The organism is Pleomorphovibrio marinus (assembly GCF_003347495.1).
GTDB lineage: Bacteria > Bacteroidota > Bacteroidia > Cytophagales > Cyclobacteriaceae > Pleomorphovibrio > Pleomorphovibrio marinus.
The window spans coordinates 688,142-703,680 of sequence record NZ_QCXY01000002.1 but is presented as its reverse complement, the minus strand read 5'-3'; the positions used below and the strand labels follow the sequence as shown (position 1 = coordinate 703,680).

At 43.9% G+C, this 15,539-nt stretch carries 11 protein-coding genes; 6 read left to right on the top strand and 5 right to left on the bottom strand.

Going from position 1 to position 15,539, the window contains the following annotated elements; genetic code table 11:
* Window positions 1-44: 44 nt before the first annotated feature.
* Window positions 45-2,468 carry a TonB-dependent receptor domain-containing protein gene (locus tag DB520_RS08915; protein ID WP_114749332.1) on the bottom strand — a complete coding sequence of 808 codons (2,424 nt, stop codon included), beginning with the start codon at window positions 2,466-2,468 and terminating at the stop codon, window positions 45-47.
* 482 nt (window positions 2,469-2,950) lie between these two features.
* On the opposite strand from DB520_RS08915, the gene DB520_RS08905 reads away from it, so the two are divergent.
* From DB520_RS08905 to DB520_RS08890, 4 genes are all read left to right on the top strand, one after another.
* Window positions 2,951-4,504: a SulP family inorganic anion transporter gene (locus DB520_RS08905; protein WP_114749330.1), complete on the top strand. Its 1,554-nt coding sequence runs from the start codon at window positions 2,951-2,953 to the stop codon at window positions 4,502-4,504.
* 134 nt (window positions 4,505-4,638) lie between these two features.
* Window positions 4,639-6,237, top strand: coding sequence for a hypothetical protein (locus DB520_RS08900; protein ID WP_157971993.1), 1,599 nt, complete (start codon window positions 4,639-4,641; stop codon window positions 6,235-6,237).
* A gap of 69 nt (window positions 6,238-6,306) precedes the next feature.
* Complete coding sequence (locus DB520_RS08895; RefSeq protein ID WP_114749328.1) at window positions 6,307-7,965, top strand: hypothetical protein; 1,659 nt, start codon at window positions 6,307-6,309, stop codon at window positions 7,963-7,965.
* A 424-nt stretch (window positions 7,966-8,389) separates the two neighbouring features.
* Entirely contained in the window at window positions 8,390-9,310 is a 921-nt protein-coding gene (locus tag DB520_RS08890; protein WP_114749327.1) for a hypothetical protein, read from the top strand.
* A 5-nt stretch (window positions 9,311-9,315) separates the two neighbouring features.
* Here DB520_RS08890 and purB read toward each other — a convergent pair whose 3' ends face one another.
* A complete protein-coding gene (purB, locus tag DB520_RS08885; RefSeq protein WP_114749326.1) occupies window positions 9,316-10,659 on the bottom strand; it encodes an adenylosuccinate lyase in 1,344 nt (447 codons plus the stop codon).
* 126 nt (window positions 10,660-10,785) lie between these two features.
* A complete protein-coding gene (locus DB520_RS08880; protein WP_157971992.1) occupies window positions 10,786-11,523 on the bottom strand; it encodes a DUF4397 domain-containing protein in 738 nt (245 codons plus the stop codon).
* Window positions 11,524-11,735: 212 nt separating this feature from the next.
* Between DB520_RS08880 and DB520_RS08875 the strand changes: the two genes are divergently transcribed.
* Complete coding sequence (locus DB520_RS08875; RefSeq protein WP_114749324.1) at window positions 11,736-12,833, top strand: ferredoxin--NADP reductase; 1,098 nt, start codon at window positions 11,736-11,738, stop codon at window positions 12,831-12,833.
* Between the two features lie 7 nt (window positions 12,834-12,840).
* Window positions 12,841-13,347, top strand: coding sequence for a hypothetical protein (locus tag DB520_RS08870; protein WP_114749323.1), 507 nt, complete (start codon window positions 12,841-12,843; stop codon window positions 13,345-13,347).
* Between the two features lie 16 nt (window positions 13,348-13,363).
* Here the strand turns inward: DB520_RS08870 and DB520_RS08865 are convergent, their stop codons facing one another.
* Both DB520_RS08865 and DB520_RS08860 read right to left on the bottom strand, forming a co-directional pair.
* Complete coding sequence (locus DB520_RS08865) at window positions 13,364-14,284, bottom strand: DUF4097 family beta strand repeat-containing protein (protein ID WP_114749322.1); 921 nt, start codon at window positions 14,282-14,284, stop codon at window positions 13,364-13,366.
* Window positions 14,285-14,302: 18 nt separating this feature from the next.
* A complete protein-coding gene (locus tag DB520_RS08860; RefSeq protein WP_114749321.1) occupies window positions 14,303-15,331 on the bottom strand; it encodes an outer membrane beta-barrel protein in 1,029 nt (342 codons plus the stop codon).
* Window positions 15,332-15,539 lie beyond the last annotated feature (208 nt).

Sequence of the window (15,539 nt, the reverse complement as noted above, 5' to 3'; positions counted from 1 at the left end):
AACTTTTACAATATTCAGGCTTCTGACAACAATATCTTTCTTTTTTAAAACGGGTCATCGGAATACCTCACGGATGGTTTTTCCTCTTTGGACTTAAACCCTCCAAACCTATAAGTGAAGGAAAGGGTGCCAATCCTCGTTTCCCGGTTGAAAAACCGCATTTGCGAAAATTCCAGGTCATCGGTCTGTATACGAAATACCCTGGTATTGAAAATATCACTGACGTTGAGACTGACTGTGGCCCTGTTATTAAATAAATCTTTCCTTATCCCGAGGTTTACACCATAAATGGGATCTATCTCCCCCTGGGGAAGCACGATAGGCCCCCTGTAATCCGCCATCAACTGCACGTTGAATAGGTCCGGAATCACCCAGTTGCTCAAGAGGGTCACCGTCCAGGTGAAGTTGGAGTTGAAGAAATTCTCCCTTAGATTGCGTCCATCCACTTCCGAATAAAAGAAGTTACCCGAAAGGGTAGCATCAAAATTGGACCCAATTTCAAACTGGTTGATTAGTTCCAGTCCAAGATCCCTTCTTATATTTACATTCTCCCAATACTGCACTGCCGCATTGTTTTCCAACAAGCTAATTACACGGGTCATTGCATCCGTGGTCCTCCTGTGATAAACGGTTCCCGTAAAGAGCAGGTTATCCCACCCTTTGTTATATCCCAACTCATAGGAGTCCGTAAACTCAGGTTGCAAAACGGGGTTTCCAAACCTGGTGTTCAGCAGGTCCTGTGCATTATAGAAGGGTGCCATCTGCCCCCAGCTGGGGCGATTGATCCTTCTGCTGTAATTGACCAAAAACTCTTCTTGATCCGCCAATTCATAGGTGATGTACAGACTGGGAAATAGATTGAAGTAGTTGTTGATATAAGTGGAGTCCGAATTATGGTCATACCCAGTAGTGTTGGTTTGTTCTGCCCTCAACCCGGCCTGGAAGGCCACTTTTCCTAAACTGTTGCGGTATATTGCGTATCCTGCATATACCAGCTCATCAAAATCAAACCGATTGGCAATGGTATCGTTTTGTACATATTCCCCGGTCTCAAGATTGAGCTGGTCAAAAGTTTGGGCTGGCCGGAAATAAGAAAGTGTACTCTTTAAACCTGTTTCCAATTGTCCTCCATCCTCAAAGGGTTTGGTATAATCGAGCTGGGCAATAAACAGTTCGGATTCCAAGGGCCTACCATAGATTTGATCCTGTCTTTTCCCAGGGATTTCCTGGGTGTTGCCATCAAAGTACAGTTGGTCAAAAAACTCCACACGACGTTGAAAATTGTTGGCATAACTTACAGAGGAATAGATTTTTTGCCCCAGTGAATCGATGTCATAATCCAAGGTGGTGCCCACCTCTATATTTCTGGCAAACTGATCTTCGGTTAGGGTACGGACGAATAGGCTATCCAAGCTTCTGTTGATATCTTGATGCCTTTGATTGTAGATTCTTCTTCTGTCCCTGTGCGAATAATTAAATTGCCCGTACATTCCCCATGTGACCTTTTCGTTGATATAATAATCGAAGCCTGCCCTTGCCAAATGACCTTGGTTCCAGTTGCGGGTATTGAAATCCTGATCTAAAAATGGGGAAACACCAGGGTCAATGGTTTGCCTTAAGCTTTCACTTTCCTCCCACAAATCCCTGTATTGGTAATTGTAGGAGGCAAAATAGTTTACTTTCTCCCCTCCATAATTCACATTGAACCCTGCTTGGTACTTATCCCTGGTACCGGCCGATAGGTTAACCTGACCATTTGTGCCGATCCGCTCGTCTTTTTTCAGGACGATATTTATGATTCCTCCTACCCCCTGTGCGTCATACCTGGAAGAGGGATTGGTGATCAGCTCTACGCTTTTGATACTGTTTGCAGGAAACTGCGCCAGGATATTTTCGGTTTCCTCGCTGCTCAGGTTGGTGGGTCTTCCGTTGATATAGATCAAGACATTTCCGCTTCCCCGCATGGATATGCCTCCGTCTTCGTCCATTTGTATAGAGGGAAGGGTGTTCAGCAGCTCAGATGCTGTGGCTCCCTCTGCCAAAATGCTGTTCTCCACGTTATATGTTCTTTTATCTATATCGCTTTCAAACATGGAGGTAACCCCTGTCACGGTAACCTCATCCAGGGTTTGCTCCTCGGAGGTCAGCCTTAGGTTACCCAGGTTTTTTTCACCTCCCTCCAGGCGGATTTGCTCAAATTTCATGGAATACCCAATATAGCCTACCCTTAACAAAAACTCCCCATTTTTGGAGGCAAAAGAAAACCTACCATCAAAATCTGCGGTGGCTCCAGTTACTAAGGAAGAATCGGATGGGTCAAGGATGGCAACATTGGCAAATTCAAGGCCTTTCCCCGTTTCCACATCCCTTACCCTACCGGATATGGTAGTCTCTTGGGCAAGTGTCAACAGGGGTGTCGAAAAAAATAACAAAAACCAAAGTAATAATATATTATTTCCCTGAAACATGTTTTTAATGTGTTAAGTAAGTGTTAAGAGAGTATATTAAAGTTATTACCAAATTTTATTCCCAACAACCAAGAATCGTATGAAAGGCATACTACTACTTTATGGGTGATATTTTTTGGATTGTTGGTAAACCTACTGTGCAAAAGAAATTTGGAGTTCTTAGGCAATCGGATCTTTTAGGATTAGTCACCCTATATGGCATATTCCATCACCAGAAGTTTTGGAGAACCAAAATAGCACTCCACAAAGGACTCTATAGAAGCATTTTATACCTAAGTGAAAGAATATTTTATTTCCTGGTTGTATTTTTTTTAATTCAGAACATTATTTTAAATTAAAAAAATTTTACCTTTGCAGCTATTTGAGCATCAAGCCAATAACATGCCCTAAATCCTCGTACCCTCCATTTTTTTTCAGTCCATCAAAATGAAGGTACCTAAAGCATAATTCACCAAAACAGGAATAAAATACACCCTTTTAATATGACACAACTCTTTTATAGCTTATTTAGGCCTAAACAATCCACCTTGAAGGATGAAGCCTTGTCCGGACTCACCGTTGCCTTGGCTTTAGTTCCTGAGGCAGTTGCTTTTTCCTTGATTGCGGGTGTGAGCCCTTTAGTAGGATTATATACCGCTTTTATTATTGGGTTGATTACTTCCATTTTGGGAGGTAGGCCCGGAATGATTTCAGGAGCGACCGGTGCAATTGCAGTGGTAATAGTTGCTTTGGTGATCGATCATGGAGTGGAATACCTTTTTGCTGCGGTAATCTTGATGGGTTTGATTCAGATACTCGTGGGTGTCCTAAAGCTGGGTAAACTCATTCGGCTGGTCCCACACCCCGTCATGTTTGGGTTTGTAAATGGCCTAGCCATAATTATTTTCATGTCACAATTTGACCAGTTTAAGGTTAGCACCCCAGATGGTGGCCTCTCCTGGATGAGTGGCACTCCCCTTCTACTCATGTTGGGTTTGGTAGTCCTTACCATGGTCATCATTAAGTTTCTGCCTAAACTAACTACGGCTGTGCCCTCTGCGTTGGTGGCCATCCTTACGGTTTCTTTAATCGTGATTTTTGGAAATATTGACACCAGGACGGTGGGAGACCTGGCCTCCATTTCCGGAGGACTACCAGAGTTTCACCTTCCAATGGTGCCCATCAACTGGGAAACAATAATGATCATTTTGCCCTATTCGGCCATTATGGCTGGAGTAGGGTTGATAGAAAGCCTGCTTACCCTGACTCTAGTAGATGAGATTACCGAAACCAGGGGAAGTGGAAACAAGGAGTGTGTGGCCCAAGGCGTGGCCAACCTCACCACCGGCTTTTTTGGCGGCATGGGAGGCTGTGCCATGATAGGCCAAAGTTTGATCAACGTAAACGCAGGAGGAAGAAACCGGATTTCGGGTATAGTTGCGGCACTTGGGCTCCTGGCCTTTATCCTGTTCTTTTCTACTTATATAGAGATGGTTCCCATGGCTGCTTTGGTAGGGCTGATGTTCATGGTTGCCATTGGCACCTTTGAATGGGCCTCCTTAAGGGTGTTTAGGAAGGTGCCCAAGTCAGATGTACTTGTAATGGTACTGGTCACCTTGATCACCGTCTTCCTGCACAATCTGGCACTGGCTGTATTGGTGGGGGTAATCGTAGCTGCACTGGTATTTGCCTGGGAAAATTCCAAAATGATTCGGGCCAGAAAAACCGTGGACAAGGAAGGCGTAAAACACTATGAAATCTACGGCCCCCTATTCTTCGCCTCTGCCACTACCTTCGGGGAGAAATTTGACCCACTCAATGATCCTGAGGAAATCGTCATTGATTTCAGAGAGAGCAGAATCGTGGACCACTCCGGAATGGAAGCGGTTCATAAGGTTACAGAACGGTACCATAAATTGGGCAAGACCGTATATGTACGGCACCTAAGCAATAGCAGCAAGGCCCTATTGGAGAAAGCCAACAAGATCATACACGTCAATTACACCGAGGATGATCCGGACTATATTTTGGCTGGCGATCGACAGGTGGAAGCCTAAAATACACACAACAATTGCTATCAATAGGGTCTCAGGACCCTATTTTTTTGTTAAATAATTTTTTATATTCAATAAAATGCATTTTATTGCATTTAAATTGTTTTTTGAATTAATTATTATTTAATCTGATGGGCATGGGAAGGTTATTGTTTGTGGTTGTATTGAGCTCTTTAATAAATGTGGGGTGGGCACAAAATCAAGCTTTTATTACTTGGGGAGAAGATCTCAAACTAGAAAGTCATCAATCCATGGGAGAAATTATTGGAGCGGATGGAGAAAATACTTTTATCAGTCAAATAGACCCCAAGAGAAACAACGGTTGGCCATTTATAGAGAAATATGATTCAGCCCTAAGGCTAAAGGACAGAAAGGAATTGTCCAAACCAAATACTTCGGATCCCTTTGTTTTCGAAAAACTCCTATTTATGGACCAGCGGATTTATTTGTTTGTTTCCCAATTGGAGCCAAAAGGAAAAGTGAGTTTATACGGAGTGGAAATAGACAAGCAAAGCCTGGGTGGCAAAGGGGATTTCAGAAAGGTGGCAGAAGTAAACTCAGAATCCAAAAGTTGGTTGCCCCTAGTAAAAAAGAGAAAAAAAGAAGAGTTGTCCTCGTTTGATTTTCATCTCTCAGAAGGTAAAAACTCCCTCCTGATCACAACTCCCAAGAACAACGCCTGGCAGCACCGTTCTTCCCTTAAGGCATGGTATTTCGATGCCAACTTGGAAAATGAGTGGGAAAAAGACATACCATTTCTTGCCGGAATGGAAGTACAAAAGCTGAGTGCATTAGCCTTGGATGAAACCGGGAACGCCTATTTTTTATTGCAGCACTCAACAACCTCCCTTTCTGGGGCTACCCACCTCACACTTTGCAGTGTGTCTCCCAAACATGAGGGGGTCAATTTTCTTCCCTTGCATATAGAAGACATTTATGTGGATCAGTTTAAAATGGTTTTCCCGAACCCATTTTCCTTATCCATAATGGGAATGTTTTCTCATAAAGAGGCAGAGGAAAACAAAGTAGGCATATCTATTTTACAAGTGTGTCTATTACAGAAGGAACTAAAAAGCATCACTTTGGATTACTTCCCCTCCACTTTTAAACTCAGTTCAAATACAATTGATGAGGCTGCTGCTCTTCCAGCCTCTTGCCTGAAAATACCCGAACAAGTAGCTCTTAATCAGGTTTTTGTAGAGGAGGATGGCAGTATGCTGGTTGTAGGAGAGAAATTCTCCTCTCCACAACAATTGGAGCCTGAGTTGATAAAAGCCATGGGCAAGAAAAGGGGCAACTATGTCCCCACTTTTTATTATGGAGATATTCTGGTAGCCTCTTATACTCCTAACGGAAAACAGAAATGGACCAGGGAGATCGCCAAAAAACAGGTATCCGAGGTAGATTTGGGACTCTATTCATCCTACTCCGCATCTATTCTTGATGGGGAACTATTTTTGATCTTTAACGACCACCGCAAAAATCATGAGGAGGAGGATGGTCATACCTTCAACGCCCTGATGAACAAAGAGGAACAGGCAGTAACCTTGGTACAACTGGATCAGGATGCCAATCAAAAGAGAAGCCTCCTTTATATGGACGCAAATCATTTTTTGATCAGGCCTTCACAGGTCAACCAAACCGGGGCATGTGAACTCTTGGTTTTTGGCCAACATGGTCGTAGGAAATACAAATGGGCCAAGTTGGATCTAAGCCTAGCCTCCATTTGGCAATAAGCACCATGTTTTTTAGCAACATATTTTAGTCATACTATTTGTCACATTTATTTACTAAATCTTTAAATTATGAAAAAGGCAACATTTTTCTTTTGTCTGCTTATGGCCCATTCCTTTTTGTTTGGGCAAAAACTTCCTGACAACACCCAAGTGAAGTGGGGACAAGAACAAAAGTTCAATAAAAAAATGACGCTGACTGAGTTAGCAGCAAGCGATGAAACAGGACACTATATCCTTAAAAGAAAATTATTGGAGGAAATGCGCGGTTCGGCAAAACTTCCATTTCTGGAGAAATACGACAATAACCTCAACTTCGTCAGGTCCGTGGACCTTTCCAGGGGTGGCCTACCCGGAACGCCAATGTTTGAGCAATTGTTGGTATGGGAAGGAGAGTTATGGCTCTTTTTTATGACGGACCCAGGTAAAGGTGAGAGGGAAGGACTTTACCGGGTAGCCATTGATCCCAAATCTCTTAAGCCAAAAGGAAAAAGCCAGTTTGTAATTGCCGCAGGCAAAAAAAATGGAAAACCCCTTCTTTACGCGATGGGTTATGGTTTAAAATCCAATAGGTCACAGTACCATATTACCACCTATGAGGATCAGGGAAAAATTCTGGTTGTACATGAGCACGCAGGCATCTCTAATAATCAAAAACTCATCGACGTATTGGTGATGGACTCCCAGTTCAACCCTATTTGGAAAAAGGAAGAAAAGTTATTGGCAAATTCCGACAACCTGAGTATGGTAAACACACTATTGGATGCCAATGGCAATGTGCATCTACTCAGTGAAGATAGAATAAAAAACACTAAATCGGTATTTAACCGTGAAAAATCACTGTTCACCCTCACCAGTGTCGTGAATAATGGCGACAAAACTCTTCATAAAAAAATGGAGTTAGGAAATCACCAAATCAACCAGGCGAAGATCCAATCGGACGAGTATAGCCATGTCTATTTTGGAGGTTTTTTTACGGAAGCAAAAGGGAACAAAAGCGCAGGCGGGACCTATTTCTTGAAACTTAATGGAAATGACCAACAAGTGATCGTTCAGAAAATGGATGAGTTTGATGCAGCCTTTCTCACCAGTGGGCTAAGTAATGCCAAAGCAAGAAAAACTTCCAAGAAACTTAGCAAGGGCAAAGGGGTGGAAGACTCATTTTTTCAACTGGATCAAATACTTCTCAAAGAAGACGGAGCTATTGCCTTTGTAGGTGAAGATCGCCTTGAAAATGTCGTAAGAAGTGGTATAGGAAGTGGCACAGCAGGTCCATCAGGTTCCCCTAAGCATCAATACAGGTACGGAAACATCATAGTAGCAGAATTTGACAGCAACGGTAATAGAAAATGGGCTAAAAAAGTGGTAAAGGACCAACAATCCGCCGATGACGCAGGCTTCTTTTTTTCGTATTCCGTCTCCATGATCAACAACAACCTGTATTTTATTTATAACGACCACATTAAAAACGTGGCTTATAAGGGCCAGGGAAAAGTAGAGCGCTTTAACCCGAAAAAGCCCAAGGAGCAAGTCATGGCCTTTGTGAAAGTGGATAGCCAAGGAAACATCAACCGAAGTGCGCTATCCATGTACAACAACCGCAACTTGATGACCATCACCCCGGTAAACTCCCAGGTCGGATATCACGAAATGGTGGTGTATGGTATGCACAAGAAGAAATACCGCCTGGCAAGGTTGGCATTTGACCCCAACTTAGTCGCAGGCCATTAAAGTGTATTTGGTGACAAAGTAGGGCTTCGGCAGATTTTGGTTTCGCCAAGAGGTAATAATTAAACCATATAGGGCATAAAAAAGGTGCTGATTCCTTAATATGTCTTAAATGGTTTAATTCTTTTTTACTATCCAGGTCCACTAAGTGACTAATCTTTAGGCGATAGGCATGAATTCGAACATGCCGGGATCCTCATATTTAGTTCTAAAAATTGGCATTTACTGAAAGGAAATGACATTTGGTGGCTCGCAGAGATTACTCAACGCTTGAATTGTTTTTCATTGGCAGGGATGCCCCGAGCTTTCGGAATGACCACTAAAAATAAATCCTAAAGGATTGAATTTAAGACCCAAATAAAACTTAAAAAGCGTTTGCTACGTTACTGGCATACAATATGTTTATTTATTTGAAACTTTCCCCGGCATGCGCTTTTACATAGAGTTTCTCTACAAACTACTTTTCTTGCTTTCCATACTACCCTTCCTAATCTCGGAGAAGTTTAATGAAAAGTATGCCATAAAAGTACATCCACAGGTGGTGGACACGCTGTACTCCTCCCCTGCTGCGGTAAAAGAGCTGGAAAACAAAGAAATCGACGAGGCCAGTGGACTAGCTCATTCCTGGCTTCATCCAGATATCTTATATACCCACAACGACAGTGGTGGAGAGCCCTTTATCTATATGATAGATACTTTGGGTGACTATAGGGGTAAAATCCTGTTGGAAGGCGTGGACAACCGGGACTGGGAAGACATTGCCGTGGGCCCTGGGCCGAATAAGAACACCTCCTATGTATATGTGGGTGAAATCGGCGACAACTATGCCCAACATGAGCAGATTTTTCTATATCGCTTTGAGGAGCCTAAAAAACTTACCCAGAACATTTCCATCACTCCGGAAATCATTACCCTGAATTACCCCGACGGTCCGAGGGATGCAGAAACACTGATGGTGGATCCGCAAAGCGGGGACCTGTTCATCCTTACCAAAAGGGACTCCAGCAATACCCTTTACCGGGCAAATGCAGCGCAAATCAACCCTGATACCGAGGTTACCCTCGAAAAAATCGGGAAATACCCAATCACCATGTCCACTGGAGGAGATATTTCAAAAGACGGTAGTGAAATCCTGGTAAAAAATTACTGGGTGGTTTACCACTGGAACAGAATGCCAGGGGAAACCATCCCCGCAGCCATGAGGAGGGACCCTGTTCTGTTGCCCTACAATCCAGAACCACAGGGAGAAGCCATCACATTTTCCAGTAATGGCCACAACTATTACACTCTTAGTGAAAAGAGAATGAGAATTCAACCCGTACTTTATAAGTATTCCAGGGTTCAATGACCCAATTATTTTCCAGTGTAATTAAACGGGCTGATAGCAAATAGTTCCTGCCTAAGCTCTTCCTTAACCTCCAGTTTTTGTAAAAACTCCCTAATACTGTCCTCAGTAATAGGTTGGTTAGTCCGGGTAAGGGATTTAAGTGCCTCGTAGGGTTTCGGATAGCCTTCTCTTCTGAGCACTGTTTGGATGGCTTCCGCCACAACGGCCCAGTTGTCCTGCAAGTCTTTGCGTAATGCAGCCTCGTTGAGTTCCAATTTACCTATGCCCTTAATTAAGGAGTCCAGAGCTATAAGGGTATGTGCCATTGGCACCCCTATTACCCTCAACACCGTGCTATCTGTCAGGTCCCTTTGCAACCTACTGATCGGCAGCTTGGCCGAAAGGTGCTCAAAAAGTGCATTGGCAATACCCAGGTTTCCCTCCGCATTCTCAAAGTCAATGGGGTTAACCTTATGGGGCATTGCAGAAGATCCGATTTCCCCATCCTTGATCTTTTGCTTAAAATAATTCATAGATACATACTGCCAGATATCCCTGGAGTAATCCAAAAGTATGGTATTGATGCGCTTAAGCGCATCAAACTGGGCGGCCATGCAATCATAATGCTCTATCTGTGTAGTAGGGAAACTCCTGCTCAATCCCAGGTCTTTGCTTACAAAAGCATCGGCAAAGCCATGCCAGTCTTGGTAGGGGTAAGCCACGTAATGCGCGTTCATATTGCCAGTGGCTCCTCCAAACTTTGCCCCAAAGGGTATTTGTTCCAGCAATTCCAGCTGCTTTCGCAGTCGGCTCGCGAAAACCCGGATCTCCTTCCCCAGCCGAGTGGGGGAAGCAGGTTGACCATGGGTTTTAGCCAGCATGGGTACCTGAGCCCATTTTTCGGCATCGGCACTCAGCAAATCAATTACTTTGTTCAGCCTTGGTGCAAGCACCTCCTGCCAGCATTCCTTCATCATCAGGGGAATTGAGGTATTGTTGATATCTTGGGAGGTAAGCCCAAAATGGATAAACTCCTGGTACTCGGTCAACCCAAACCCCTCAAAAGCCTCTTTTATATAGTATTCCACCGCCTTTACGTCATGGTTGGTGATCTTTTCTATGTCTTTGATCTTTTGGGCATCCGCCTCGCTAAAGTCCGTCACCAGCCTTTCCAAGGCCAAAAACTTACTGGCATCCAAACCCTTCAGTTGGGGGAGGGGTAGTTTACACAGTGCAATAAAATAGGCCACCTCCACCCTTACCCTATACTTTATAAGAGCGAATTCGGAATAGTACTGTCTTAGTTCTGAAGTTTTGTTGGCATACCTGCCATCAATGGATGATACAGCGGTGAGAGGGTTGAGTTCCATGGGTGTAGTTTTTTCCCTGTTTGTGACAATGAAGCTGCAAAATTAAGGGTATTCTCTAAAAATCGGGAATAAGGGATGAAAATAAAAAAAGCCCTCCAATTAGGAAGGCCTTTCTACGGTACAAAATTAAAAGTTGGGATAGTTCCTTATCAGTTGCAGGCTCAGGCTTTTGTTGTTTGCCGAGCCGGGTTCTTGGTAGCCTCTTACCACCAAGGTATAGATTCGCCCTGCCGAAAGGCTTACATTGGAGGCGGAAACCACAGCTTCCTCCTCGGCACTGGTTTTCAAGGTTAGGTGCAGGTTGCCAGGGGTCACGTTTTGATAGGAAGTGACTTCGCCAAACCCCAACTCCTCAAACAAGAAATCATCCTCCTCATGGAGTCCCAGATTCACCGTCGGCGTATCCGGGGATAAATGGACCAGACGCAGCAAGGCCTTCCCTTCTCCAGGTCGGTAAAGGCTGTCCTGCACCACCAATGGAGCCACCTCCTGTTCGCTATCCGTCAAAAACACCGAATAGGCAATATCTGGCTTGAGCATTAATGCTGTGTCCAACAAGGAGTTGGCTGCCTGTGCGGGTTTAAAAGAAAACTGACGGTTACCGGTGTAGAAGTTTCCATAATCCAAATAACTCCCAAATTCGAAAGTTTGGTGATTATAGATCCTGTTGTCCACAGTGATGGTCAGGTTTTCGGTTTGGGGTGAGCCATGGTAAAAAGACACATAGGCAATGGGAGTGACCTGTGCGTATTGGTCGTCATTGAAACAGGCGCTCAAGCCCAACAAGATTACCATGGCGAAGGCACCTAAATAACCTGAAAATTTCTGCTGATTTTGATTCATCATATTGCTGTAGTACTTCATTAGTTTGTGATTAGCTTTCAGCACCATTACGTCAACATTAGCCGAAACGCTACAATTAATTATTTAAAACTTGAAAATTCCCGCACTTTTCACCCCATAATTGGTTATAAAGCTACTAGCAATAAAATTGGGGTCTGATTTAGCTTTAATACGAATCCACCTTATTTTTGTGGCAAGGATCATAAACTGATTATTTAACTCTAGTCTGCATAATGTTTAACCTATTTAATAAAGACAAAGAAAAAAAAGAAAGTGCCAATCAACCGGTTACCCTTCGCATCCGTGAAGTGGTGAAAGAAACCAATGAGGCCATTACCATCTATTTTGATCAACCCGAACCCCATTTGGACTATAAGCCGGGGCAGTTCTTGACGGTAATAATACATCTGGAGGGAAAAGAACATAGAAGGTCGTATAGTTTATGCACTTCCCCTTACGTGGACCCTTTTCCGGGAATCACTGTAAAACGGCTAAAAGGAGGCTTGGTCTCCAACTACCTCAACGACTATATGCATCCTGGCAAAAAAGTTTCGGTGCTAAGGCCAATGGGTGGGTTTATCACGCCTTATCATTCAGCCCATAGACACCACTATGGAATGATTGCAGCCGGAAGTGGCATAACGCCTATCATGGGTTTGATCAAATCCATTTTGATCAACGAGCCGGAATCTAAAGTAAGCCTTTTGTATGGGAGCCGTTCGGAATCTCAGATTATTTTTTTTAATGCTTTGGACGAACTACTTCAAAAATACCCGGATCGGCTTCAGGTCATTCATCAACTCACCCAACCGGGCCCGGATTGGCAGGGAGCGCGGGGTCGAATAGTAGCTGAAAACCTGCAGTCGTTTATCAATGAATTGGAACAATCCGATGGGCTGATAACGAAGTATTTCCTATGTGGTCCTGAGGGCATGATGGAGCTGTCCAAATCGGCCTTGCAAAGTGCAGAGGTGCCTAAAGACCAAGTCATTTCGGAAAGTTTCTACATGGAAAAGAAAGAAACCCTAAGCAATGGTAATGAATCCGCTCTCGCCGTCACCCAGCCAGTCACCGTGATCCTAGAAGGCCAGTCCTACACCTTTGATGTCACCCCAGATAAAACCATTTTGGAGGCTGGGTTGGACGAGGAGATCGAGATGCCTTATTCCTGCCAGAGTGGTCTTTGCACTGCTTGTAGAGGAAGGCTTTTGTCCGGAGAGGTAAAGATGGATGAGGATGCAGGACTCAGCGAAAATGAGATCGCAGAGGGATATATCCTTTGCTGTAGCTCTAAGCCCAAAAGTGGAGAAATAAAAATAAACATCGAATAGCACAGGAATGGAAGAAAACAACGGGGAGGTATCTCAATTAAAAAAAGAATTCAGGGTTTTGGAAAGGAAGGTGTTGCTATTAATAGCCTTTCCCCTGCCCATTTTCTCCTTTGTGTATCTTTCCGTTAGCAATGGAAGTTCCATCATTTCTACGGTTTGGCCTCCATTTATTAATATCCTTATATTACTGCTGGTAATCGCACTATTGATAGGTCAATTGCTGCGTTTCAACAACCGCGTACAGTCCATTAAAAACGCCAATTTGGATCTGTTCAATAGGGTACAATTACTTGGTAAGGCTACTTTGGAGCGCTTTTGGATATTGTTTTGGGTGGGGATTTTGACGGCACTGGGCTTGATGATGTTTGAAAACCCTGGATTTACCATTGCTTATGCCATTACGCTTGTATTTGTTTCACTGGGGAAACCCACCCCAGACCGAATTATTTACCAACTAAAACTAAAAAAAGAAGAAAGGGACAAAGTACAACAGATCAACAGACGTGATGACTAAGTCCCTTTCTGAAAATTTATCGGTTGTGAATCCTTATCCTACCTGAATTGATACTTCCCTTAACGGTATGCGGTGATCCATTCTGAACAACAAGGTTCTTGGTCTTGGAATACTCTCCCACAGAAAGTGTCCCGGAACCTGCGTTTAATTCGAAGTTGAAATCCTCCAATACAGAAGCTGTGGATATATCTATACTTCCTGAGGATCCTTGTAGGGTGGTTTCAGGACCAAGCCCTCCCCTCACCACTTTGATACTTCCTGAAGTAACCTTAAGCTCTCCCAGTTCCATCACGTCATCCAACCTCATTTGTCCCGAGTTTACTTTGCCGTAAACCTTCCCCTCTACGTTCTTGGCCTTGATAGAACCACTGTTGGAGCTGAAGTTTACATTGCCAAAGACATCCATCACCTCCACATTTCCAGAGTTCACATTGCAAACGAGGTTGCCATGAATATTGGATGCCTCCACTTTTCCGGAATTCCCCTTAATGGAAACATCCCCAAAAATGCCCTGTACACGAGCATGGCCTGAATTAATGACCACTTTCGTTTCATCCCCATGTACATTTCTTAATTGGACCTGTCCGGAAGTGTTTTTCACCTGTATGGCAATCGTTTCCGGGCCTTCCAGCTGAATGAAACGCCTTTCATTGTTTGTAATTTGTTTATCAGACTTTTTATACCCCACTTTTAGGGTATTCCCAATTTTGATGACCACCAGGCTTTTATTAGGGTTTTCATTTTTCCCTAACATGGCCTTTAGGTCCACCGATGACGCAGCGGAATTACCTACGTAGCTAATGTCAATCCCTGAAATATCCACCTCTATTTTTGAGATGCCCGAGTAACTTTTATCAATCATCTCCTGGGCATGTGCCACCTGCAGAGCAAGCAAAAATGCAAACAGGGTTATCCAGAATTTGGAATATTTTTCCATAATTTTCGTGTTTTGAGGTTAAAACGTTATTCCAAAACTAAAGGCATTGAGCGAAGGATCCACTTCACTATGAAACAGAGGGTTTAGGTCATAGGTGGTAAACAGCGTGATACTCCTGAATCCTACCTCCCCCCTAAGTCCATATCGAAAGTTGTTTAGGTAACTTCCCGCAGGTTCGTGTTCCTTTCTCCTACCAGAGCCTTCAAGATGCCTATACACCAACTTACTCCTTCCCCCTAGTCTATATCCGGCATAAGGGCCTATTCCCACCCTAAGCCCATTTCTGCCACTATCGTTTAATTTTCCAAAATCAAGCTTCAACATGGTAAGTGTGGTCAGGTAAGAAGCCGAAACCTTACTTTTAAATCCATTGACATCCGTGCGGTTGATGAAATCCACCCCTCCCTCAGAGGGTAATGCCTGAATACTCCTGTTTTCAAATTTGAAATTGTACCAGTGTACCCCCAATCCAAAGTCCCAAAACAAGCCATTTGATATGCGTTGGGAAGCCATATAGTTGAGGTTGACGTTCCAACTTCCCCACCCCTTTACGGCATAGGGGGCACCAGGGCCGGGAATGTTGCCATTCTGGAAATAATTATTAATCCCAAGGTCAGCACTAAAATACGTACGGAATGCAGGGTCCTTGCGTTGCTTGGGGGCGGTTTCCACATTGACCGTGGTCCTGCTCCCAGACTCGTCCACCTTCAGCTTGTAGCGTCCGATACTTACCTCTGTTTCCGGGCCATCCTCATAAATCCTGAATATTTCCTTGTTCCCGTCTTTATATTTAACCTCTACCACGGTTTGATGCCCCTCCTTCTCAGGCTGCGGGACATCCAGTTCCTGAATGATTTGGTTGATATCCAGTTTCTTGAGCCGCTCAAAATCCTCTGGGTTGTCTACGATAAATACCATTTGGCCGGAATTCCCAAATTCCACAATAATACTATCTCCCAAATAGTGTTCCTCTGGCAGCTTGATTTCTGCACCAAATACCTGCTGAATCAAGGCCAGCATAAAAATCGCAATTACATACTTTTTCATCTGTTTATATTTGTTTTTCAATGGTCAGATGGAATGCCCTGGATAATCATCCCCCTGTGTGAGAATTCTTTCTCATGGGCATTTCATATGATTATAATTTGTTTTTCAATGGTTTGATAGCCTGCCCCTGCCTGCCCTGTCCCGCTATCGGGGGGGGGGGCAGGGCACTGTGTGACCTGCTCGTCATGCCCTGACTGCCGTCAGGACA